Raw genomic sequence first — 21733 nt, forward strand, 5'->3', positions numbered from 1 at the left:
AGTATTTTCTCCTTGGTTATTTTTTAACCATACCTTTTAATACGAACGCAACGTTTGCTGGACGCTCTGCTAGACGACGCATGAAGTAGCCATACCAGTCGTTTCCATAAGGTACGTAAACACGCATTTTGTAACCTTCTTTTACTAGCTCAAGTTGACGCTCATTACGAATACCATATAACATCTGGAATTCAAATTGGTCTCTTGGAATGTTGTGTTCTTCGGCAAGTTTTTTCGTATATTCAATAATCGCTTCGTCATGTGAAGCAATTGCAGTATAATTTCCATTTAATAAGTGCATTTTTATAATTTTTTTATAGTTATCATCTACATCTTTCTTATCCGGGAACGCTACTTCTTCAGGTTCTTTATAAGCTCCTTTTACAAGACGTAAATTCGGACTATAAGCATTTAATTCTTCCATATCTTTTTCTGTACGATATAAGTAAGCTTGAATAACTGTACCAATATTATCGTATTCAGATTTTAATTGTTTAAAGATCTCAATTGTTTTCCCGCAGCGCGTATAGTCTTCCATATCAATGGTAATAAACACACCATTTTCTTTTCCAGCTTCTAAAATACGGCGCATATTGTTCATTACGATTTCATCAGAGATATCTAATCCCATAGAAGTCATCTTTAAAGAAAGCTGCGAATTAAGACCTTCTCTTCCAATTGCACGAATCGCTTCAATCGATTCGCTAGCCATTTCATTTGCTTCCGCTTCGTTATCAACGAATTCACCTAAATAATCGATCGTTACACAAAGACCTTGCTTATTTAATGCTTTAATTGCAGCTGTCGCCAATTCAATCGTTTCCCCTGCGACAAAGCGACCTGCACCAAAGCGTAAACCGTACTTTTTAGCCAGTTTTGTTAGCGCTTTATTTTTAGATAAGAAAAGAAACGAATTTCGCATTAATTGTTCCATGTAATTCACCCCTATGACTGTGATTTATCTGTTTTTTACCCCTCTTCAAAATTATATCATTGTTTAAAATTATTGGATACAAATAATTATTTAGATAATTTATAAAATACTATAAAAACATTTAAAACCCTATATTTCCGCTTATAAATATGCAGGAAATATTTTTCGACATTTAAAAAAAACGAATTTACTAGGCACAAAATAAGCATGTCGAAAATATTCGACATGCTTATAAAACCCTTTATATTCCATGTAAATTATATAAGGATATTAATACAGAAAACTTGAGATTATATTTACCTCAAGTTTTTTATTGCTCATTTCTCTTCTCTTCATTCAGCCTTTTAATATCTGTAATTAACTGTACCATCTCTTCTTTCGCATCAGGATACGTTTCATTCCAATGCTTCACTAAAGCTGGCATCGTCTTCGCTATATAAGAATACAGTGCCCACTTCTGTACTTGTTCTTTTCTCTCTTCATTGCTCTCTCCAAGCAATAGTTCCGTGTACTTCTCTAACAACCCTTCAAATTGTTCGTTAAACTTTTCACTCATCTTATCTACCTCCTATATGAAAAAAGCAGCGAAGATCGCTGCTTTTTCTTATAATTTTGATCGAACAGAGTTTAATTTCTTCTCCATCGTGCTTACTTTATCACGACGATCATCGATACGAATTGTTGTCGCAACGCGCTGTGCACCTTTCGTATATGGAACTTCATGCATCTGTTGAATGACTTCTAGAATGACAGGAAGATCTCCTTCAATAATTGTATTCATTGGTGTTAATTGATACTTCACGCGATCTGCATTTTTCTCTAGCACCTTTTGTACTTCTGCTACATATTCACTAACACTTGGATTACCTGTTCCTACTGGAATAATCGATACGTCAACAATTGCCATAGTAGTCTTCCTCCTATACTTGCTTCTTATATATCCATTGTCTATTTTACCGAAATACGCATCATTTTACTAATTTGTTATTCCTCTATTTTAAATTGCTCAACTAATCTTTCTAAGTCTCTCATGTGCTCCGTCAAGCTTTCCATCGTATGAGCTACCTTTTCTAGATGATTCACTTGAGATTCAGTTGCAGCATTTACCTCTTCCGAAACAGCTGCGCTTTCTTGACTCGTACCAGCAATTGTATGCATTACCGCTGTAATTTCCCCTTGCTCGTGACCGATGTTATTTACCTCTGCTACAATTTGTTCCACTGAAGTACTAATCGTATTTACAACTGACATAATTGTACGGAATTCCGTTTCTGCCTCTGTCGTCACTTTATTTTGTACATCCGCGATATCTTTCAATTTACTTACAACTTCTACCACTCGTCTTACCTCTACTTGTACATCACCAATCATCGTCGCAATTTCTACTGTTGCCTCTTTTGATTGTTCCGCTAATTTCCGAACTTCTTCAGCAACAACAGCAAAACCTTTACCTTGTTCACCTGCACGTGCCGCCTCAATTGAAGCATTTAAAGCAAGTAAATTCGTTTGATCCGAAATACCTTTTATAAGCTCTACAACATTTTGAATCGATCCAACTCTTTGCTCTAACTTTCCGGAGGCTTCCTCTGTGTGAACAACAATCGAAGAGGATTGGCCCCTTGTACGAACTAAATTACGCATCGTATTTAATCCTTGCTTAGATGCCTCTTCAGCTTTGCCAGCCACTCCTTTTATTTCACCAACGGAGTGATTCATTTGTTCCACTGAATGCGCCATATTCTCGAGCTGCTCTGAAACTTCATCTACACTATTAGCAAGAGTAGACGCTCCTCCGCTCACATCATCCATTGCACCTGACACTTCTCTACTAGCTGCTACAGTTTCATTCGTTAAATAATGTAAATTATTCGTTGATTGCTGCACTGTTGATACACTATTTTTAATTTTGCTTACCATTTCATTCATTTGCTCAACCATATGATTAAAATGATTCGTAAGCTCTCCAACTTCATCCTTACTTGTCACTTTCATTTGCAACGTTAAATCACCTTCTGCTACTTTTTGAACATGATTCGTTAATAGTTGCAGCGGTCTTGCTAACCTTCTTGAGAATAAGTATGAAGCTATGATTCCAACTAATAAGCTAATACATGCCATTATAATGACTGTATTTCTCGTACTATTTAATAGCCCATCAATCGTTTCTTTCGGATAAAAAATTCCTATTTTCCATTTCATCAAATCAAATGACTGACTATATGCAACTACATCTCCACCTTTTAATGTAGTGACAGCATATTTTGTTACATCTTTATTTAAACTCTTCACAAGTGGTTCTTTCGAAACATCTTTCCCGATTTTCTCTGGGTAAACAAGAGCCATATTTTTATCATTTATAATAAACATTTCTCCGCCGTTATTGTATTGAATATTATGAAGTAATTTCTGAATTGTTCCGAGTGATACATCCATCGCTACAACACCTAATACAGATCCATCTTGAGCTGTAATTGCTTTAGAAACTCCCACGCTTAACTTACCTGTTGCAATTTCATACATAGGTTGTCCCCAGTGAACCTTTTTCACATCAGCTTCTGAGTCTTTATACCATGGTCTTGTCGTTGGGTCATATCCTTCTGGCACTTGTCCACCTTCAGCAAGATTGGCACTTAATGTTTTTTTATCTTTCGTACCAATATATAAGTCTAAAATGCCAGGATGATTCTTTTTGTACTCCGAAAACTCTTTCGTCAAAAAAGCTTCTTCTTCTGGAGTAACTCCGTCTTGAAGTATATTACGAACCATCTCACTGTTCGCATAATATCCCATATCTTCATCCGTTCTTTGAACAAATGTCGTAAGTTGCTCTGTCACAAGATCCATCGTATTTTGAGAATACTGGTCTAAGGAGCGCACTTCCTTCTCTTTCTGTAATTGATACATAGCTGTACCTAATATTACGAACATCATAGAAATAAGTACCGAAAATACTACCGCAATTTTTAAACGTAAACTTCTTAACATCTTCCCCCAAGCATCCCCTTCTCGTTGTATTGTAATCGTATTAATCACTATATTAAGTATAATGGATAAAATTAAAAAATTGAAATTAATTCTCATCTCAATCTGATTAGAAAACCTACTACCACTTGTGCAAAAACAAATAGTTCATTATCCTTAAACTATATAATCTCATTCGTTCGGAGGGAACTATGTTACAAAAATTCGGTTTCTCACAATATGAAAGCCAAGCTTATGAAGTTGTCGTATCAAGCAACGAACCACTAGATGCTACAACGATTGTGAAGCATTCTGGTGTTCCAAAAGCAAAAATATATGAAGTGCTAGCACGCCTGATCGATAAAGGGATGGTAATGGATTCTGTTTCAGAAAAGAAAAAGCTGTATACAGCATTACCACTCAAGCTAGCAATTGAAAAATTAACGACAGAATTCCAATCAAATATTAAAGAATTGGAAACAAATATATCGAAAAAATCATTTACAGATGACCGTGTGTGGAGCTTAAAAATGCAATCTTCTATTCGAGTTCAAAGTAAAGGACTCATCGAAAGTGCAAAAGAATCGATTCGTATTTCAGCTTGGAATGATACTCTTTTAGAATACCTTCCTTTACTAGAACAAAAAGAAAAGCAAGGCGTCAAACTCGAGTCTCTTATAGTTGGAAAAGTAGAAACAGACTTAGAAAACATGCATTTTCTAATCCCAACAGAAGAACCTAACGCATTAGAGCGCTACTTGCTACTCATCGTTGACGATCGCGAAATTTTATTTGCTGGTGTAGAGCAAGAGTCATGGCAAGCGATGAAAACAATGTCACAACCTTTCGTAAAGTTCTTTACAGAATTTTTCTATCACGACGTTGCACTTGCAAAAATTACAGAAAAGCATCTGGATCTCTTCATGCAAGATGAGGAAATTAAGAGTTTGTTGAGGAAGTTAAGGTATTAATTGAATGATAAAAAGGAGTCTAGTTCTTCACCTAGACTCCTTTTTATTTTCCTCTTTTATCTCCGTCAACAGCTCAATCATTTTCTCATTTTGCTCCACTTGTTTCTCTGAATTTTGATAGATGAAACGAACCCATCTAAAAATAAACGCAACCACAAATATTGGTATAAGGCCCAATATAACTCCGACTAAATCATATGCCATTTTCCATCACCTCGCTATATACCCCCTTCTCCATTTCCCTCCTAATTCCTGCAATTTTTCACAAAACAAAAAAAGAACCTATCAAACGATAGATTCTTCTTTTGCAAACTGAGCAGAACGTCCTCTCGTAATAGAGAAAATTGCACAAAGCAGCGCCAATATAATAAAGCCACCGCCTACCCAAGCATTATATATAACAGATGATTTTTCAATAACAACTCCGCCTACTGTTGAACCGAGCGCAATCCCTAAATGAAGGGCAGAGTTATTTAAACTTTGCTGAATACCAGCTGATTCTGGTGCAATTTCAATTAAATAATTTTGTTGCGCTGGTGAAATAGCCCAGCTCAGCATACTCCAAAGTCCCATCATAATAATGAACAGCGGGAATGAGAATGTCATCATTGGCAATATGAAGATCGCACACGCAAATACAATAATAATTGAGATAATACTTTTCTTCGATCCCCATTTATCAGCAAGCAAGCCCCCAAGGCCGCCTCCAAGTACCGCTGCAATTCCGAAAATAAAGTAAAATACACTAATCCAATCCGCTTCAACATGCATGACATCTTTTAAGAAAGGTGTTAAATATGCATATAGTGTTAAATGACCCGTTAAAAATAAAAATGATGTTAACTGTGCACTTACGATTTTCTTATCTTTTAACGTAGCAACTTGTGCTCTTATCGATAGTACTGATGTCGGTGGTACTTTCGTTAAAAATAATGAAATACAAGCGATTGCTATAACTGTTAATACCGAAATGAGTACAAATGGTGCACGCCATCCATATGCATTTCCAAGTACAAGTCCAAGTGGTACTCCAAGTACGAGCGATCCACTAATCCCCATGAAAATGATTCCAATTGCACGCGCACGAAAATGCGGTTCTACAACGCTAGAAGCAAGTGTTACTGACAGTGCAATAATAAGCGAACCACTCGCTGCACAAACAACCCTTGAGAACATTAACATCCCGTAATTCACACTAAATGCTGAAATAATATTGCCGATTAAGAAAATTGATAATGCCCCAATGTATAATCTTTTTCTTTCAAATTTTCCAGTTACCGCTAATAAAACCGGACCTGATAAAGCAAATACTACTGAAAATATTGTGATAAGCTGACCAGCTGCACTAATAGATACTCCTAAATCATTGGCAACTAGATCGAGCGTTCCTCCTATAATTAGCTCAACCGTTCCGACTACGAAAGCCGCGATAGCTAAAATATACACACGAAAATTCAAGTCTTTCCCCACGCTTTCTATTTTGGTTACTACGACTATAGTAACCAAAATAGAAAGTGGAAGCAAGTACAATTTTTTTACAATAAAAAACAGGCGTATCATACGCCTGTCTTCTAATTATTAAACACTAGCTTTGTTTTTCTTATTTAAATACCAATACACCGGCAGTCCAGTAAAGACAATTCCGATTGATAAGAAACAACTTACCGGATCATTAATAATCGCACTTCCAAGTACAAACAATGATCCTAAAATCGCGACGATTGGTACGATTGGGAATAACGGTACACTGTATGCACGCTCTTTATTCTTATTACGTTTTCTTAAGATGAAGACACCAATAAACGTCATTACATAGAAAATATAAATAATGAATACGGAAATCTCAGATAGCTTATTCGGATCACTAATAATCATTAAAATAATTCCTAAAATGATTTCAACAGTAATCGCATTTGCTGGTGTTTTAAATCTTGGACTTTCCTTTGCGATAAACTTAGAAAATGGAAGGTGTCCACGCTCTGCCATCGACATCGGAATACGTGGGAACGTTAAAATTTTTCCATTTAAACAACCGAAAATAGAAACGATAATACCAATACTAATAATTTTCCCGCCATATTCTCCAAGTAACATGCCCGCAGCTGTCGCTGTTGCATTTTCTCCAAGGTCTACGATTTTCGCTGCTGGTAACACATTTAATAATGCCAAGTTAATTAGTACGTAAGCAGCCGTTACAATTAAAATCCCCACTGTCATCGCTTTCGGTAATAACTTTGTTGGATTCTTCATTTCTCCGCCAATCGAAGCAAGTAGAATCCAGCCGTCATAAGCAAATAATGTTGCTAAAATTGCCATACCGATACTTTGATTTTCTGATATCGGCACAACTACATTAAAGATATCGCTATTCCCTTTCCAAAAACCTAGCACAACAATTAATACGATCGGAATCATCTTCCCAATTGTCGTAACCGTTTGGACGATACCTCCATATTTTGTTCCCATACTATTTACAACGCCAAGGAACACAACTGTTCCAATAGCAATTGGTAAATTCCATACTTTATCTAAATAGAAAAAATTAATCATTAACGAACTAAAATACAAACCTAACGTTCCGATAATAGCTGGTCCATAAACAATTGTTTGCATCCAGCCTGATAAATATCCCCAAAAACTTCCGTAAATCTCCTCTAAATACGTATACAACCCACCATTTTTCGGGATTTGCGCTCCAATTTCAGCTACGGTTAAACCACTTGCTAACGTCAACAGACCACCAATTACCCAAGCAAGAATAGCCATATTAGAACTTCCCGAGTAATCTAATACGCTCCCTGGTTTCATAAACACACCAGATCCAATAATCGTTCCTACCACAATAGAAAGTGCTACTGTTAAACCAATTTTGTTCTTCTCATCATGATGCATGCTGCGTATCCTCCTTCCAATTCTAGTGTGATGCAAAAATGAAATAAAAAAACACTCCTCCCTAAAAAAGGGACGAGTGTTGTATTCGTGGTTCCACCCTTGTTTCAATTCGCAAAGTAACACACTTCACCAATTTCTCAAGTCTAAATAACGGTTTTTGCCGGCAAGCAATTACTAGGTATCCGTTCACTGCTGCAGTTCAGAGGTGGTAATCCATTTTTCCGTATTAGGAAGCTCACAGCCAAAGGCTTCCCTCTCTGAGAATCGTAAAAAATTGATCATGTCCTCATCATCACTTCTTGATGTCGAATTTTGTAGTTATTGTTCATTATATTGAATTGTTAGAAAAAATCAATATATTTTTTTATATAACATATGAAATGTTTCTCTTCTTATATTATAACAGAAGTTACGATACTTCTCTAATTCCCTAAAAATGGTATAGTCTATATAGGAGGTGCACAAATAATGATTGTTGTTTTTTGTATCATCGCTACGTTTCTTTCTGTTCTATTCGCTATCATGTACAGACACAAGTATCCTGGTTATAGCATTTTAGCGGTAGCTATTATACCAGCTACTTCCTTCTACGTATTAGGTAAATACCAATATACAGAAGTGTTTATCGGTTTTGCAATCTTCTACTGCGTCTTTGGATACATACTAACAATGAAAAAAATTTTATTGAATCATTAAAAGGGACCGATTTCTGCTAACAGAAATCGGTCCTCGCACGTACCTTCCGGTTGCCCACACGAAAGATACGACTTCACTCAATTATTTCTCATCTTTTTTCATAAAAAACTTACCCCGCATTAACGGGCAGTAAAACTTCCACCTTAAAATCCAGCGAATACAGGGATGAAATTGGAATATTAACTGCCCGTAAAAGCCCGATTGGTTCAACTAATAATCAGTAGAAATGCACCACTGATTAAAGTTTCACTTTATGATGTGGAAGATCCACATTCAACGCCTCTAATTGTTTCTTTTCATTCTCTAAAATCGCTTTTGCTTTTTCTTTCGTTGCCTCATCTAATCCCGCAAAGATGTCTTCATGCTTCTCTTTCTCTGGCAGTTTCACACCTAGCTTTGTTAATTCTTCTTTTGCTTGCTCATGCGTTAACTTTCCGGACTTTTCTTGTTCAAAAATTGATTTCACTTTTTCTTTCGTTGCTTCATCTAAGTCAGCAAGCATATCTTTACGCTTACCTTTCTCCGGGAATTTCACGCCTAACTTTGTTAATTCCTCCTGCGCTTGTTCACGTGTTAATTTCCCCGATTTCTCTTGCTCTAAAATCGACTTCGCTTTTTCTTTTGTTGCTTCATCTAAGTTAGCAAACATATCTCCATGCTTACCCTTCTCTGGCATTTTCACGCCTAGTTTTGTTAACTCTTCTTTTGCTTGTTCACGTGTTAATTTCCCCGATTTCTCTTGCTCTAAAATCGACTTCGCTTTTTCTTTTGTTGCTTCATCTAAGTTAGCAAACATATCTCCATGCTTACCCTTCTCTGGCATTTTCACGCCTAACTTTGTTAATTCCTCTTGCGCTTGTTCACGTGTTAATTTCCCCGATTTCTCCTGCTCTAAAATCGATTTCGCTTTTTCTTTCGTTTGATCATCTAATCCCGCAAACATATCTTTACGTTTTTCTTTCTTTGGAAGCTTTACACCTAGCTCCTCTAACTGTTTCTTTGTATCGTCCTTAATCGTTTTTACTTTTTGTTTTGTAGCGTCATCTAGATCTTTTTTCGCCGTTTTTGTAGATTGCTCAGCTACTGGAGTATTCGTTGCCGCGAATGCCGGAATACCGACTCCCCCAATGATTCCGAATGATAAAGCACCTGCAATCGCTAAATACCCAACTGTTTTCTTCTTCATAGGAAATTTCCTCCTTCATATTTCTAAAGCATGTACACTTTCGTATACAATGCCTATAGTAATGTTGGTTTCTTAACATTTCCTTAACGACTTAACAAAAAAACACCGCTCATCCCGAGCGGCGTTGTTCTAAGCTTTTTGTAATTGTAATTCTTCACGTTCCATTATTCTTCTTAATACAATTGTTTGTGTCATTGTAAATAAATTACCCGTTATCCAGTACAACACAAGTCCTGATGGCGCTGCAAATCCCATAAATAGAATCATTGCTGGCATCATAATTTGCTGCATTTTCAGCATCTGTACTTGTTCTCCAGGTGTAATATTAGATTGGAAAACTTTCATCTGAATAAATGTCGTTAACGCTGCGATAATCGGTAATATATGATAAGGATCTGCATGTCCTAAGTTCACCCATAAAAATGAAGATGTGCGAATCTCTTCTGTTCGGCTAATCGCATAATACAATGCAGAGAAAATCGGCATTTGTATAAAGATTGGCCAGCAACCCGCAAGTGGATTCCAACCGCCTGATTTCATTAGTTCTGACATTTCTTTTTGATACTGCTTTTGTTTTTCAAGATCTTTACTTACATCACCGTATTTTTTCTTTAGCTTCTGCAATTCAGGTTGCATTTTTTTCATTTTTGCTTGGCTACGATATTGCGAAACAGCTAATGGAATCATTGCTGAACGAATAACGAGCGTCATAATAATGATAGCAATCCCGAAGCTAGCTCCCGGTATATGATGAGCAACAAATTGAATCATATACGAGATTGGATATACAAAATAATGGTTCCAAATTCCCGTACTATGTGAATCTATTGTGCCTGCATTACTGCAGCCAGATAAAACAAAAACAAGTAATACTGATAAACTAATGAGCGCAGCTCGGTATGATTTTAACATGTTCATTCCTCCAATGTTTCGTAATTATTTAGCGAAACATTGGTGTATATGGACCGACCTCGTCATTCTCTTCACTTGATTCTTGTCTGCGTACAGAACGAATCATTCCATATTTATAAAAAATTGAAAATAGCGTTACATTCCCTGCGCTATCTTCACATGTATCAACTAGTTTGAAGGCTCTCTGTCTACCGCTCGATGCTTGCTGACGTACAAAGCGAGAAACGTTAGCAAGGAAGAAAACTTCTAATAAACAAAGCGCTGTCGTTACAAACGATATATATAGAATTGCATCCTGCAATAAAAATTCCATCGCTTCACATCCTTAATAAGGTCATTTTAGCACATTAGACAAACATTCTCTATTTCCTTTTATCGTCAAAAAAGTATTTTGCATATTTTCTCAATAAAACTATGCTAGAAAACCGATGTATTCGCTTTCTTTAGTATATTCACACGTATCTTTGAATAGGTTTAATTTGTTAGAAATTTATAAAATTTTTGCATTATAATAAAACTATTGCCAGTTTTTGAAAAAACCTTTATTCTCTTCTTGTAATCAAAAATGAATATGGAGATGAAACATACTATGGGTCAACTAGGAGACGCCGATTACGTTCCCGACACCGCCTTTTTATCCTTCCCAGCAGCTAAAACATTTCACTTAGAATTCATCATACAGTTGGTTGTTATTTTCGTAGCTTCTATTTTGTATGCAATTTCTATGAATATGTTCTTTATCCCGCATAACATGATTAGCGGTGGATTCGCTGGTGTAGGGATGATTATCGGTTATTTAATGCATTACAATATCGGTGCACTTATCTTTTTACTAAACATTCCTCTTCTTATTTTAAGTCATTTTTACTTAGGCAAGAAGACAACCTTTTTAACAGCGTATTTTGTAGCTGTATCATCGTTAGCGATGAACATTATCCCTGTACACCAAGTTTCAGACGATATTTTACTATCTTCTGTATTCGGTGGTGTAATCTGCGGAGCAGCTTCCGGAATCATATTCCGATTTGCTTCTTCAACAGGTGGCTTTGATGTTGTTGGATTGATTGTAGCAAAACATCGAGATATTTCGATTGGAGCAATCATCTTTGGATTCAACTTAATCTTACTTGTTGCAGCAGGATTTATTTTCGGATGGGATATTACGCTTTATACGTTAATTAGCCGGTTTGTAGTCAGTAAAGTAATTGATGCCGTGCATACGAAACATATTAAATTAACGATAATGACAGTTACAGAAAAAGGCGAGGAAATAAAAAGCGCACTATTACATCACGGCATACGCGGAGTGACAATGGTAGATGCTGTCGGCGGCTATACAAACCATAAGAAAAAAATGATTTACACCGTCGTGACTCGCTATGAGTTAGGCGAAATGAAACGTATTATCCGTCAAGTGGATAACAAAGCATTTATGAACATTACTGAAACAGTTGAAATTGTCGGCCGTTTCAAACGCATATAAAAAAGGTTAATACATTAAAGGGCATAACATATTAGTCATATATAATATGTTATGCCCTTTGTTATTCAACTAACGCACCCTTTAGCATAATAAAATCACGAAGTTTATTACTACAAATCAGAGGATAGCATTCCATATACAATACTATCTGTCCATTCATTTTTATTCCAAAAATCTTGTATGAAATGTGCTTCCTTTCTCATACCTATTCGTTCACACAATTTTTTTGAAGCTGTATTACGTGCATCAAGATTAGCTTGTATACGATGTACATTACATTCATTAAATAATTTAAATACCAAACTATTTACTGCTTCTGTTGCCAAACCTCTCCCAGCTACTTCATTTGAAAAACTATAACCAATCTCAACAGTATCTTTCATATTTGTGTACCATACGGATAAATCACCAACTACTTTAGTCTTGTAAATAACTGCCAAACTTAATATTGATTCTTTAGTAAGCACATTGTTTGCTAGCTTCTTATCAAATCTTTTCTGCATGTCTTCATGAGTCCACTTATTATGTAATAGGAACTTACATGTATCATCACTATTGTAAATAGCAAATACATCCTGTAAATCCGTACTTTTAAAAGGTCTAATTATTAATCTTTCTGTTGTAATCTCCAAGTTAGCTCTCCTCCCTTACATTCATGCTACAAAACATTTTTTATAGTATTTAAGTCCCCTTCTTATATCTCACCCTGATTACATATTTCATCATAATACATTAAAATCCTTCTTCCGCTAAACTGCACCGTTAATGGTATTTCCTTGCGTTTTTTATTTTTTACACTTATTACAAAATCAGATAATTCTATTATTGTGACACTAAATGTGTTATAATGAAAGCAGACTCACAAAAAAAGAGTATATAGACTTGGAAGTTTCTCTTATTTTACAAGCAAAAAGAAACGAGCAGTCGGGTATATTTCAAACACCATACACGTAACGGTTTAAACAACCGATCACTCTTCAATGATCTTTTTATAAAAAAGATACGTACAACTAAAATTCACTTCAATATACTATACCTACCTTTTTGACTTCCAAATCATCTTATTACATAAGGAGATGAACATATGAATCAATATATAAGATATACAATAGCTGTCCTGTTTGCTATTATCGGCGGAACAATCTGCTTCTGGACAAACACTCAGCTTGGAGAGAATATTATTTTTAATGGAATCGAAACACTTGTAAGCGCTTCAATTTTAGGTGGATACATTTACTTCCTCTTCAATCCAGAAGAAAATGCGCAAAAAACAATGTTATTAACAATGATCGGAATCGTTGGTGGATGTATTTCCTACTCAATGACTAACTATACATTACCACTTCAATTAAGCTCAGCTTTCTTCCACGGTCTATGGACTTGGTTCATTGCATTCTGCCTAGCAGACGTATTCAACCTATTACAAGACAATGAAGAAGAAAACGGTCGCCAAATTGAAAGTAACTCGTAAGCTGGAAGATATTCTTCCAGCTTTTTTTATGTTGTTTTGCAGATCCCGTCACCACAATAAAAAGAAGCTACCCTCACGGCAACTTCTTTTCCACATACCCCACTTCGTATTCACTTAAATATATCAACGAGTTTTCAAATATATCATTCATTTCTCCACTTATATCAGCGATTTTTTCATTATATCGACGCTTCGACACTCAAAACGCACAACATACCCTATCCCCCGAGCAACTTACTGCCGAACTCTACGATTAAAAAGATAATTAATAGTATCGCGAGTATCTTTAATGCTACATATGCCACTTTAAAAACAACATAAATGAGCAAGACTATCAAAATAATCGATAAAATTTCCATATTTACTTCCTCCAAGCTTTGCTCTTCTTATCTCATTTTACTCGCACCAGGCTATTTATGGAACGGCATAAGATGACATATAAAAAAGAGGATACCTCACCCATCGTAAGATACCCTCACCTTCAACTGCTCCAACCATTCTCTTTCTAATTGTAAATATCCTATCTCACTCTTCTCGGCACTCTTTAATTCTTTATCCGCTTTTCTCATATAAGTGCGGGACGCTTCCCTGTCGCCCTCTAAATATTTAACAATTCCTTGTGTGCGATAATACCCATTTAAGTCTATTTTTGTAATGGCCTTCCCATGTTCCTTCGCTTCTTGCAGAGAAAAACTATCCATCTGATAAAGAGCTTTGTATAAAAGATACCAACTATGAAAACTACTAACGAAATATTTATTTTCCTTCGTTACAGGTAATTGAACAATTGGCTCTATATATGGTATCGCTCTTTCCATTCCTTCTTGATCAGCTCTGGAATAAAAAACGAGCATAAGTCCGCTCATTATATCTCTTATACTTTTATCCTCTTTTAATTTTTCCTCACTAAGTTCTATTAATCTCTTATCCCAATCTTCCGGCCTCTTATAACTAAATAACTCACTTGATACTTGAATATTATATACATGCTGCTTCGCCTTTTCATCATCTTTAATTAAAATGAGAAATTGCATACCATCACTCAAAAACGTTCCTTTTATCGGTACGATTGTAGCTGCAAAAATCACAAAGTGTAAAACAGAAAAATATAAAAGATATTGATAATAACTCACCATGTATATATAACCGGAAGTAATACCAAATAGTAAACTCGTAATCGGTCCACCTAAAGTGAGCCACGCCCATTTTTTCGAAAGATTCGGTGTCTCTATAGAAGGGGGTACTAACATCGCCACGCCTCCAAAGTACATCCACAATTTATTTTCTCGAATGCGTACTTTCCCCTTCTCTTTTTGAAAAGTAATCGGCCCTACTGTCATAAATTTAAAATTCAAATCACCTATTAAACCAAATACTACATGTCCTAACTCATGGATAGCTAGCACTAATAAAAAGATTCCAAATAATGCCCATATATCCAACATTACTTCTAATTTCTCAGTTCGGATTACTCCGTATAAAATGGACAAAACTAACGCCACCGTCATAGAACCAGCTGGCCTTCTTAAAATATCCACCTTTTTCTCCCCTTAATAAATCATTTTTCTCTGCATTTCGTACATGAATTTTCCAAGATGCAATATCCAAATAAATGAGATTAAGCCAATTAATACAAAATCGATATCACTAGCCGCTGTATATATAACGGCAGCCCACCATACATATGCCAATATTGTATTCGTAAATTCATAAGCTTTATATCCAGCCTCATGCACAATATGTTTTAATCCTTCGTCTGCGTTTTTCGTCCACATTTTCATAGATTCCATATATGTTACACCTTGTTCAGGATATAGCTTATTATAACGATTTTTTGTTATGAGCCCGCTAATCACTACAGTGGTTAAACAAACAATAGAGGCTACTAAATTCCACACTGCAAATGAAACATTTGTATCCTGTAACAGTGCACGTCTACATGCAATAACCGCATATACGAACCATGCCTGCGTAACTATATCACCTACACGTAAATATATACTTATAATGCCTAATTTTCTGCCTTGTACGCTCTCTTCCTCATCGCGTGCCTCCGCTAACATACGTGTATTCTTCCAAGTGTAATACATCATTAAGATTCCAAAAATAGTACATACACCTATAAATGTATTAGATGATAATTTTCTCGGTTCATCCGAGAGTAAATTTAAAGCTACATACGTTGTTAAAAAGCCACCCATCATGCTTAATGATATTTTCCCCACAAAATCAAATTGTTTTTTTCGTTTACTCTTCATCGTCCTCTTCCCCCTCCGCTAACATAAATATTTCCTCCACCGGTACATTGAAAATTTGTGCGATTTTTAACGACAATACAATAGATGGTGCATAATCCCCGCGTTCAATTAAACTAATCGTTTGCCTCGATGATCCAATCTCTTTCCCTAAATCCCCTTGTGATAAACGATGCTTTGCCCGCAATTCCCTCACTCGATTTTGAAGCTTCATGTCTTCCCTCTTTTTCATTTATTTAATTAAAATTGTAAATAATATCCTTATTGTTGTCAATTATAATTGTCATTTTGACGTTAATAATTGACAACAATACTTATTTCTTACCCTGTATCAAATTCCTATAAAGAATGTAAAATGTGAACTAAACATAGTCTTAGAAACAAAATAAAAAAGGCAGTGCATCTGCACTGCCTTCCTAAATTTTGACATAGAATGGATTTCATATTAACTTGCGTTTTGTAAGAATGCTCGTTTTAACTGTTTGCGGAAACGAACTCCTAACGTAACTACTACAATCACAAGCACTCCAAAAATGATTTTACCGATATGACCTTCTAACACTCCAAAAATATCATGTAAGTTGCCACCTAACCAGTAACCACCGATTAAGAAGAATGATACCCAAAATAGAGCACCTGAGTAAATTGTAATTGCAAAGCGACGGAATGGTAAGTTAATAATTCCTGCAAAGTATCCTGTAAAATGACGTACACCAGGAATAAAGAAACCGATAAAAATCAGGAAGTATCCATACTTATCAAACCACATTCTTGTTAAGTCGATTTTTCTTTGTGTTAAAAATACGTATTTCCCATACTTTTGAATAAAGGGCATACCTAATTTATTTCCTAAAAAGTATTGAATTGTCATTCCTACACTTGTCCCAATAAATGATAGGATAATTAAGATCGGTAAACTTAAATCACCCTTCTGTGCTAAAAATCCCGCATATGCTAACGTCGGCTCTCCCGGAAACGGAAGTGCAATATATTCTAACAGCAAACCAACAAGTACAACATAGTACCCGTACTGCTGAAATAATTCATGAACCCATTCCATGTCATCTCTCCTTTCAATCACGTACAACTTCTTACTATTATTGTATAAAAAAATTGTCGAAATAACTATCACAATAGCTTACATTTTTATTACATTTTTGTAAGGCTCACGCTAAAGTTTTCCGTTCATTATTTGCTGCTAACTATTATCGTTTTAAAACGAGCTAACAACTATATATCGGACGATACAAAGGCACTAATATACATTTTTTATCCAGTTTTTAACACTTCGAAATCACCTTATTTTGTTCTCAATAAAAAACCACCACAAACTCATACTAACTTCATATTAGCTTCATATACGTATTGTAAGATTATATCGGAATTTGTTGAAAAATTTAACTAATATATGACTAAACATTATTTTGAATAAATATAAATCGCTTTTCGAAATTGAAAAAAGGGTGAATAAGAAATGGAAGCTTATAAAATGCATGATTTTATTAATACAAATATTGAATCTCATCAAAATGAAACCGTTTTTAATTTGCACATATGCGAAACAAGTGAATTTGACGTAAGTTTAACAAAATCTACAACACTGTCTTTTATCGTTTCAAAAAAGAATATTAAGATCGTTACGAAAAAATGGATTAATTCAAATCAAGAAAGCATGATTGGTAAAAGTTACATCATTCCAACGAAAGCTTTCCACTATTTCTTACCAATTATTTCTGAAACTGAAGATGAATTAAATATTCAAGTTCAAAGTTTTGGACTACATGGGGAACTTTTACTAAATGAAAGATTACTTATTGATAAAAACAACAAACATAACGCTAAAATTACGAGCTTCTTTGAAACATTAGATGAGAATGTAAATCAAACATTACGAGGATTACAAGTTCATTGTATGTAAGAACTATTACAATAGTAAAAAGGAGAATATAATGAAAAAACTATTATTAAGCGCACTATTATCATTAGGATTTTTAACTATTCCATTCACAAATGCTGAGGCAGCTACAACAAATGATCAACTGATTGTAAACACGCAGTTAAATAAAATGGATTATTATCAAAACGGAAAATTTATAAAAAGTTTTACTGTCGCTACTGGAAAAGCAGGTACACCTACACCTAAAGGTACTTTTCAAATCGTTAATAAAATTAAAAACCGTCCTTACTATACAGGAAAAATTAAAGGTGGCGACCCACGTAATCCACTTGGTGACCGTTGGCTAGGATTAAATATGGCTGGAACTTACGGAACAACTTATGCAATTCATGGTACTAACAATAACCAGGCAATCGGCAAATGGACAACACTAGGTTGTATTCGTATGTATAACAATGATATACACTGGTTATTTGAGCGTATTCCACAGCAGGCTACTGTCACTGTAAACTAACCTAACAACACGATTTACCCGTAGCCAAGAATTTTATGTCTTGGCTTATTTTATTTCTTCATTTACAGTAGCAAAACAACTGTATTTACATATATAATGGAATAGATTGTACAAGCAACTTCAAAACATTGATAAACATGGATATTAAAATTATACAGTTATAATATTTTATAAATTTTACAATACATACTATAATAGAACTACTGTAATTCTGAAATATTCAGTTTCGCTAAAACAACTCCCCTTGCTACTTTCATGATTATTTTATAGCGGGGGCTTATTATATGTATAAACAATCTGAGTCATTCAAAAATGATGAATTCGAATATTGCAGTAAAAAGCGTTATTTAGGAGGTGTTACTATGACGCATATACTGGTGATTGAAGACAACCCAGATATACAAGAACTGATTCGTGAATTTCTAATGGCACAAAGCTTTACCGTTGATGTCGTTGGCGCTGGAACAGAAGGTATACTTCTTTTCCAAAAAAATTCATACGATCTTGTCCTCCTTGATGTGATGTTACCAGATATAGATGGCTATAGTATTTGTAAAATTATGCGAGGACAATCTGATGTACCGATTATTATGTTAACAGGCTTACATAATGAAGAAAGTGAAATTAAAGGATTTGAATTAGGTATTGATGACTATATTACGAAACCGTTCCATTACACCGTATTTATTAAACGTGTAGAAGCTGTATTAAGAAGGGCAGCAACGAAGGAAGCAGAAACTGCAACTATACTACAATTCCGTGAATTGATGTTAAATTCTACAGCATATGCCGCTTATGTTCATGGTAATCAAATTGAATTAACAACAAAGGAATTTGAAATTATTTATACTTTACTGCAAAATCGGGGAAAAGTATTATCAAGAAGTGATTTGCTGAATAAGGTATGGGGCTATGAACATTATGGTGATGTAAGAGTTATAGATACACATATTAAAAACTTAAGAAAAAAATTAGGGATTCCTTATATTAAAACGGTGAAAGGCATTGGCTACAAAATCGAATCGTAGCACAGACAACATCACCAAAAATATTTTCATCAAAACCTTATTGTTTTGTATTCTTTTATCACTTTGTCTTTATCAAATTATTTATTTTCTAGCTTCAAACTATGATAAAGAACGTTTTGCAAAAGAAAATGGAGCGCTGTCTACAGAACAAGCGAGTTCAAACAAACAAAACGACCAAAGTAAAATGAATCAAAATAAAGCTGTATCACAGGGAGACATTTTTAATTTCCAATCTTCTATTATAGATTATAAATCACTCTCTACAGCTATCAATCACCTTTTGCAGCCTAGCCAAACTGCAAAAGCAAAAGAACATGCTCAAAATATTCCGGGGAAAAATAGCACTTCTGCTCCACTTACAGAAACGGAAAAGCAAGTCGCTACTAATGATGCCTTACATAAACAAAATGCAGCAAGTAAACCAAATGATGCACAAGATGATCCAAAATTAACAGATGCACTGCAGCAGTTAGCTCCAAATATTGGCGCGACAATGCTTGCATTATCTTTGCTCGGATCTTTAATTTATGCAAAACTAATTGCCAAACCTTTTCAATTTATGAGTGATGCTTTAAAAGATATTATGAATCTTGATTTCTCAGATAAAAAACTACTTAACAAAAATACCAATCAAACAGATTTTAATTTACAAGTAGCTGCTTCACAAGTACCAAATATTGTGAAGAATTTACATGCAAGCAATCAAGATTTAAGAAATGAACTCAAAAAGGAACAACAATTAGAACAATCTCGTAAAGAATTTATGTCTATGGTTTCCCATGAATTAAAAACACCAATCGCAGCCGTTATGGGACAACTAGATGGCATGATTCACGGAATTGGAGCTTATAAAGATAGAGATAAATATTTAAAACGTTCCTATGAAATGATGCAAGACATTAACATATTAACGGAAAAAATGTCGGAATTATCCAAAATACAGAACCCTCAATTTAAACCTGATTTAAAAGTTATCTCACTAACTAATATTATTGAAGATGTTATGAAGAAAGTAGATTATTTCGTATCTGTAAAGCAATTAAATGTTCAATCTAACATTAAACAAGATGTACAGGTTTTAGCTGATCCTAAATTTATTCAAACTGCTATTTTTAACATTATTTCAAATGCAATTCATTACACAATTGACCATCAGCATGTATATATAAAGCTTTATGAAAAGCCTAACGGTTACGCATTAGAAGTATTAAATACAGGTTCACAAATAGATGAGGATAAACTTGCCCATCTATTTGAGCCATTCTATCGCGCAAACCCTGACAAACATGGCTTAGTACAAGGTAGTGGTCTTGGGTTATACATTGTGAAACAAATACTAGATAAACATCAGTTTCCTTATGGGATACAAAACACGCCTCAAGGTGTAAAATGTTCTATTGTATTCCCAAAAGCAATGTAAAAACCTACTACAATTTCATACCCCAAATTCATACTTCGTATGAGTGGCGGAATTTTGTAGAGTATCTTACTCTGTTTCGTTCGCCCGTTATCCTTATTTGGATAGCGGGCGTTTTTTATTATTTAAAAGGAGGATTTTCATGGAAAAATTTAAGTATTCATTACTTGTTTTATTCGGAGCTTGTAGCTACGGCGTACTTTCAACTATTTTCAAACTCGGATTCATTGATGGATTTTCAGCACATCAACTATTAGGGGGACAATATGTCTTCGGATGGATCGGGCTTCTTCTGCTCGTTCTTTTCGTTTCACGTCATAAAGTAACAAAAAAGCAATTCTTTTCCTTACTAACAGTCGGTACAACAATGAGTATGACTGGTATCTTCTACGCTATTTCTGTAGAAGAGCTACCAGCATCTATCGCTGTTGTCCTACTCTTCCAGTTCACATGGATTGGTGTAGTTATAGAAGCAATCGCTAATCGAACATTACCAAGCCGTGAGAAAGTTATATCTATCATTATTTTATTTACTGGAACATTGTTTGCAGGCGGTGTCTTTGAAGGTCTCGGACAAAACTTTTCCACGAAAGGTATTATCTTTGGTTTATTGGCCGCTGTTTCTTTTTCATTCTATGTTTTTGCAAGTGGGCGCGTTGCTACAGAAGTTCCGCCTTATACGAAAAGCTTTCTTATGACAACAAGTGCTACGCTTATCGTATGCCTATTCTTCCCGCCAACCTTTTTAACGGATGGTGCCCTGCAAGCGGGTCTTTGGAAATATGCTTTCTTCCTCGGATTGTTCGGTGTTGTCGTACCCGTCATTTGTTTTTCAATTGGCGTACCGAAAGTAGGAACAGGACTTAGTACAATACTAGGAGCAGCTGAATTACCAACGGCCATTATCGCTTCTATTACACTTGTACATGAAGTCGTAACATTCATGCAGTGGATTGGAATAATCTTTATACTACTTGGGATTTTCACCCCTCAGCTACTTACAGCTAGGAAAGAAAAGAAACATAGTAGCGTGCATAGTGCGTGAAAATAGAAACTTGCATATAAATGTAAATATAGTTACAATGTGGTATAATTTCAAATCTATTTGGAGGTATA

The 21733-nt window shown here is 35.1% G+C and carries 25 protein-coding genes and 1 other annotated feature; of the genes, 9 read left to right on the forward strand and 16 right to left on the reverse strand.

The window, feature by feature from the left end; genetic code table 11:
- Positions 1 to 16 precede the first annotated feature (16 nt).
- The 4 genes from KVT31_RS13220 to KVT31_RS13235 all read right to left on the reverse strand — a co-directional run bounded on the left by KVT31_RS13220 (position 17) and on the right by KVT31_RS13235 (position 3919).
- Positions 17 to 934, reverse strand: coding sequence for a proline dehydrogenase family protein (locus KVT31_RS13220; RefSeq protein ID WP_000436767.1), 918 nt, complete (start codon positions 932 to 934; stop codon positions 17 to 19).
- Positions 935 to 1244: 310 nt separating this feature from the next.
- On the reverse strand, positions 1245 to 1490 hold the full coding sequence (locus KVT31_RS13225) for a YusU family protein (RefSeq protein WP_088098288.1): 246 nt from the start codon (positions 1488 to 1490) through the stop codon (positions 1245 to 1247).
- Between the two features lie 48 nt (positions 1491 to 1538).
- Positions 1539 to 1841: an MTH1187 family thiamine-binding protein gene (locus tag KVT31_RS13230; protein ID WP_001018860.1), complete on the reverse strand. Its 303-nt coding sequence runs from the start codon at positions 1839 to 1841 to the stop codon at positions 1539 to 1541.
- Positions 1842 to 1918: 77 nt separating this feature from the next.
- Positions 1919 to 3919, reverse strand: coding sequence for a methyl-accepting chemotaxis protein (locus tag KVT31_RS13235; protein ID WP_088098289.1), 2001 nt, complete (start codon positions 3917 to 3919; stop codon positions 1919 to 1921).
- A gap of 188 nt (positions 3920 to 4107) precedes the next feature.
- Between KVT31_RS13235 and KVT31_RS13240 the strand changes: the two genes are divergently transcribed.
- Positions 4108 to 4866, forward strand: a complete 759-nt coding sequence (locus KVT31_RS13240; protein ID WP_088098290.1) for a TrmB family transcriptional regulator — start codon at positions 4108 to 4110, stop codon at positions 4864 to 4866.
- 27 nt (positions 4867 to 4893) lie between these two features.
- Here the strand turns inward: KVT31_RS13240 and KVT31_RS13245 are convergent, their stop codons facing one another.
- The 3 genes from KVT31_RS13245 to KVT31_RS13255 form a co-directional block, all read right to left on the reverse strand.
- The gene (locus KVT31_RS13245) at positions 4894 to 5070 is read right to left on the reverse strand and encodes a hypothetical protein (protein WP_088098291.1); all 177 of its coding nucleotides are present in this window, start codon (positions 5068 to 5070) and stop codon (positions 4894 to 4896) included.
- 81 nt (positions 5071 to 5151) lie between these two features.
- The gene (locus KVT31_RS13250) at positions 5152 to 6336 is read right to left on the reverse strand and encodes an MFS transporter (protein ID WP_140392597.1); all 1185 of its coding nucleotides are present in this window, start codon (positions 6334 to 6336) and stop codon (positions 5152 to 5154) included.
- 108 nt (positions 6337 to 6444) lie between these two features.
- Positions 6445 to 7758, reverse strand: coding sequence for an APC family permease (locus KVT31_RS13255; RefSeq protein ID WP_088098292.1), 1314 nt, complete (start codon positions 7756 to 7758; stop codon positions 6445 to 6447).
- A gap of 65 nt (positions 7759 to 7823) precedes the next feature.
- Positions 7824 to 8060 (reverse strand) — a binding site (T-box leader).
- 166 nt (positions 8061 to 8226) lie between these two features.
- Between KVT31_RS13255 and KVT31_RS13260 the strand changes: the two genes are divergently transcribed.
- Positions 8227 to 8454, forward strand: a complete 228-nt coding sequence (locus tag KVT31_RS13260; RefSeq protein ID WP_088098293.1) for a hypothetical protein — start codon at positions 8227 to 8229, stop codon at positions 8452 to 8454.
- A gap of 238 nt (positions 8455 to 8692) precedes the next feature.
- Here KVT31_RS13260 and KVT31_RS13265 read toward each other — a convergent pair whose 3' ends face one another.
- The 3 genes from KVT31_RS13265 to KVT31_RS13275 form a co-directional block, all read right to left on the reverse strand.
- Positions 8693 to 9640, reverse strand: a complete 948-nt coding sequence (locus KVT31_RS13265; protein ID WP_088098294.1) for a hypothetical protein — start codon at positions 9638 to 9640, stop codon at positions 8693 to 8695.
- Between the two features lie 129 nt (positions 9641 to 9769).
- On the reverse strand, positions 9770 to 10552 hold the full coding sequence (locus KVT31_RS13270) for a membrane protein insertase YidC (RefSeq protein ID WP_088098295.1): 783 nt from the start codon (positions 10550 to 10552) through the stop codon (positions 9770 to 9772).
- 28 nt (positions 10553 to 10580) lie between these two features.
- Positions 10581 to 10865 carry a hypothetical protein gene (locus tag KVT31_RS13275; RefSeq protein WP_087982921.1) on the reverse strand — a complete coding sequence of 95 codons (285 nt, stop codon included), beginning with the start codon at positions 10863 to 10865 and terminating at the stop codon, positions 10581 to 10583.
- Positions 10866 to 11141: 276 nt separating this feature from the next.
- On the opposite strand from KVT31_RS13275, the gene KVT31_RS13280 reads away from it, so the two are divergent.
- Positions 11142 to 12035, forward strand: coding sequence for a YitT family protein (locus KVT31_RS13280; protein ID WP_000530035.1), 894 nt, complete (start codon positions 11142 to 11144; stop codon positions 12033 to 12035).
- 110 nt (positions 12036 to 12145) lie between these two features.
- Here the strand turns inward: KVT31_RS13280 and KVT31_RS13285 are convergent, their stop codons facing one another.
- On the reverse strand, positions 12146 to 12667 hold the full coding sequence (locus KVT31_RS13285; protein WP_088098296.1) for a GNAT family N-acetyltransferase: 522 nt from the start codon (positions 12665 to 12667) through the stop codon (positions 12146 to 12148).
- Positions 12668 to 13119: 452 nt separating this feature from the next.
- On the opposite strand from KVT31_RS13285, the gene KVT31_RS13290 reads away from it, so the two are divergent.
- Positions 13120 to 13506, forward strand: a complete 387-nt coding sequence (locus tag KVT31_RS13290; RefSeq protein WP_001077775.1) for a DUF3938 domain-containing protein — start codon at positions 13120 to 13122, stop codon at positions 13504 to 13506.
- A 218-nt stretch (positions 13507 to 13724) separates the two neighbouring features.
- On the opposite strand, the gene KVT31_RS13295 is transcribed toward KVT31_RS13290, so the two are convergent.
- From KVT31_RS13295 to KVT31_RS13315, 5 genes are all read right to left on the reverse strand, one after another.
- Positions 13725 to 13865 (reverse strand): DUF3985 family protein, encoded by a 141-nt coding sequence (locus KVT31_RS13295; protein WP_000404758.1) that lies wholly within the window; start codon positions 13863 to 13865, stop codon positions 13725 to 13727.
- Between the two features lie 96 nt (positions 13866 to 13961).
- The gene (locus KVT31_RS13300) at positions 13962 to 15014 is read right to left on the reverse strand and encodes a M50 family metallopeptidase (protein ID WP_140392598.1); all 1053 of its coding nucleotides are present in this window, start codon (positions 15012 to 15014) and stop codon (positions 13962 to 13964) included.
- Between the two features lie 42 nt (positions 15015 to 15056).
- Positions 15057 to 15764: a DUF3169 family protein gene (locus KVT31_RS13305; protein WP_048563508.1), complete on the reverse strand. Its 708-nt coding sequence runs from the start codon at positions 15762 to 15764 to the stop codon at positions 15057 to 15059.
- Positions 15754 to 15975, reverse strand: a complete 222-nt coding sequence (locus KVT31_RS13310) for a helix-turn-helix transcriptional regulator (protein WP_088098298.1) — start codon at positions 15973 to 15975, stop codon at positions 15754 to 15756. The genes KVT31_RS13305 and KVT31_RS13310 overlap by 11 nt, the downstream gene beginning before the upstream one ends.
- A 231-nt stretch (positions 15976 to 16206) precedes the next feature.
- On the reverse strand, positions 16207 to 16821 hold the full coding sequence (locus KVT31_RS13315) for a DedA family protein (protein ID WP_088098299.1): 615 nt from the start codon (positions 16819 to 16821) through the stop codon (positions 16207 to 16209).
- Between the two features lie 414 nt (positions 16822 to 17235).
- Between KVT31_RS13315 and KVT31_RS13320 the strand changes: the two genes are divergently transcribed.
- From KVT31_RS13320 to KVT31_RS13340, 5 genes are all read left to right on the forward strand, one after another.
- Complete coding sequence (locus tag KVT31_RS13320; RefSeq protein WP_088098300.1) at positions 17236 to 17679, forward strand: DUF3978 family protein; 444 nt, start codon at positions 17236 to 17238, stop codon at positions 17677 to 17679.
- A gap of 31 nt (positions 17680 to 17710) precedes the next feature.
- Positions 17711 to 18172, forward strand: a complete 462-nt coding sequence (locus tag KVT31_RS13325) for a L,D-transpeptidase (RefSeq protein ID WP_088098301.1) — start codon at positions 17711 to 17713, stop codon at positions 18170 to 18172.
- A gap of 362 nt (positions 18173 to 18534) precedes the next feature.
- Positions 18535 to 19200 carry a response regulator transcription factor gene (locus KVT31_RS13330; protein WP_088098302.1) on the forward strand — a complete coding sequence of 222 codons (666 nt, stop codon included), beginning with the start codon at positions 18535 to 18537 and terminating at the stop codon, positions 19198 to 19200.
- The gene (locus KVT31_RS13335; protein WP_088098303.1) at positions 19178 to 20620 is read left to right on the forward strand and encodes a sensor histidine kinase; all 1443 of its coding nucleotides are present in this window, start codon (positions 19178 to 19180) and stop codon (positions 20618 to 20620) included. The genes KVT31_RS13330 and KVT31_RS13335 overlap by 23 nt, the downstream gene beginning before the upstream one ends.
- Before the next feature lie 139 nt (positions 20621 to 20759).
- On the forward strand, positions 20760 to 21662 hold the full coding sequence (locus tag KVT31_RS13340) for an EamA family transporter (protein WP_000410502.1): 903 nt from the start codon (positions 20760 to 20762) through the stop codon (positions 21660 to 21662).
- Positions 21663 to 21733: the final 71 nt, after the last annotated feature.

It is taken from the genome of Bacillus sp. GbtcB14, from assembly GCF_019091205.1.
Classification (GTDB): domain Bacteria; phylum Bacillota; class Bacilli; order Bacillales; family Bacillaceae_G; genus Bacillus_A; species Bacillus_A cereus_AG.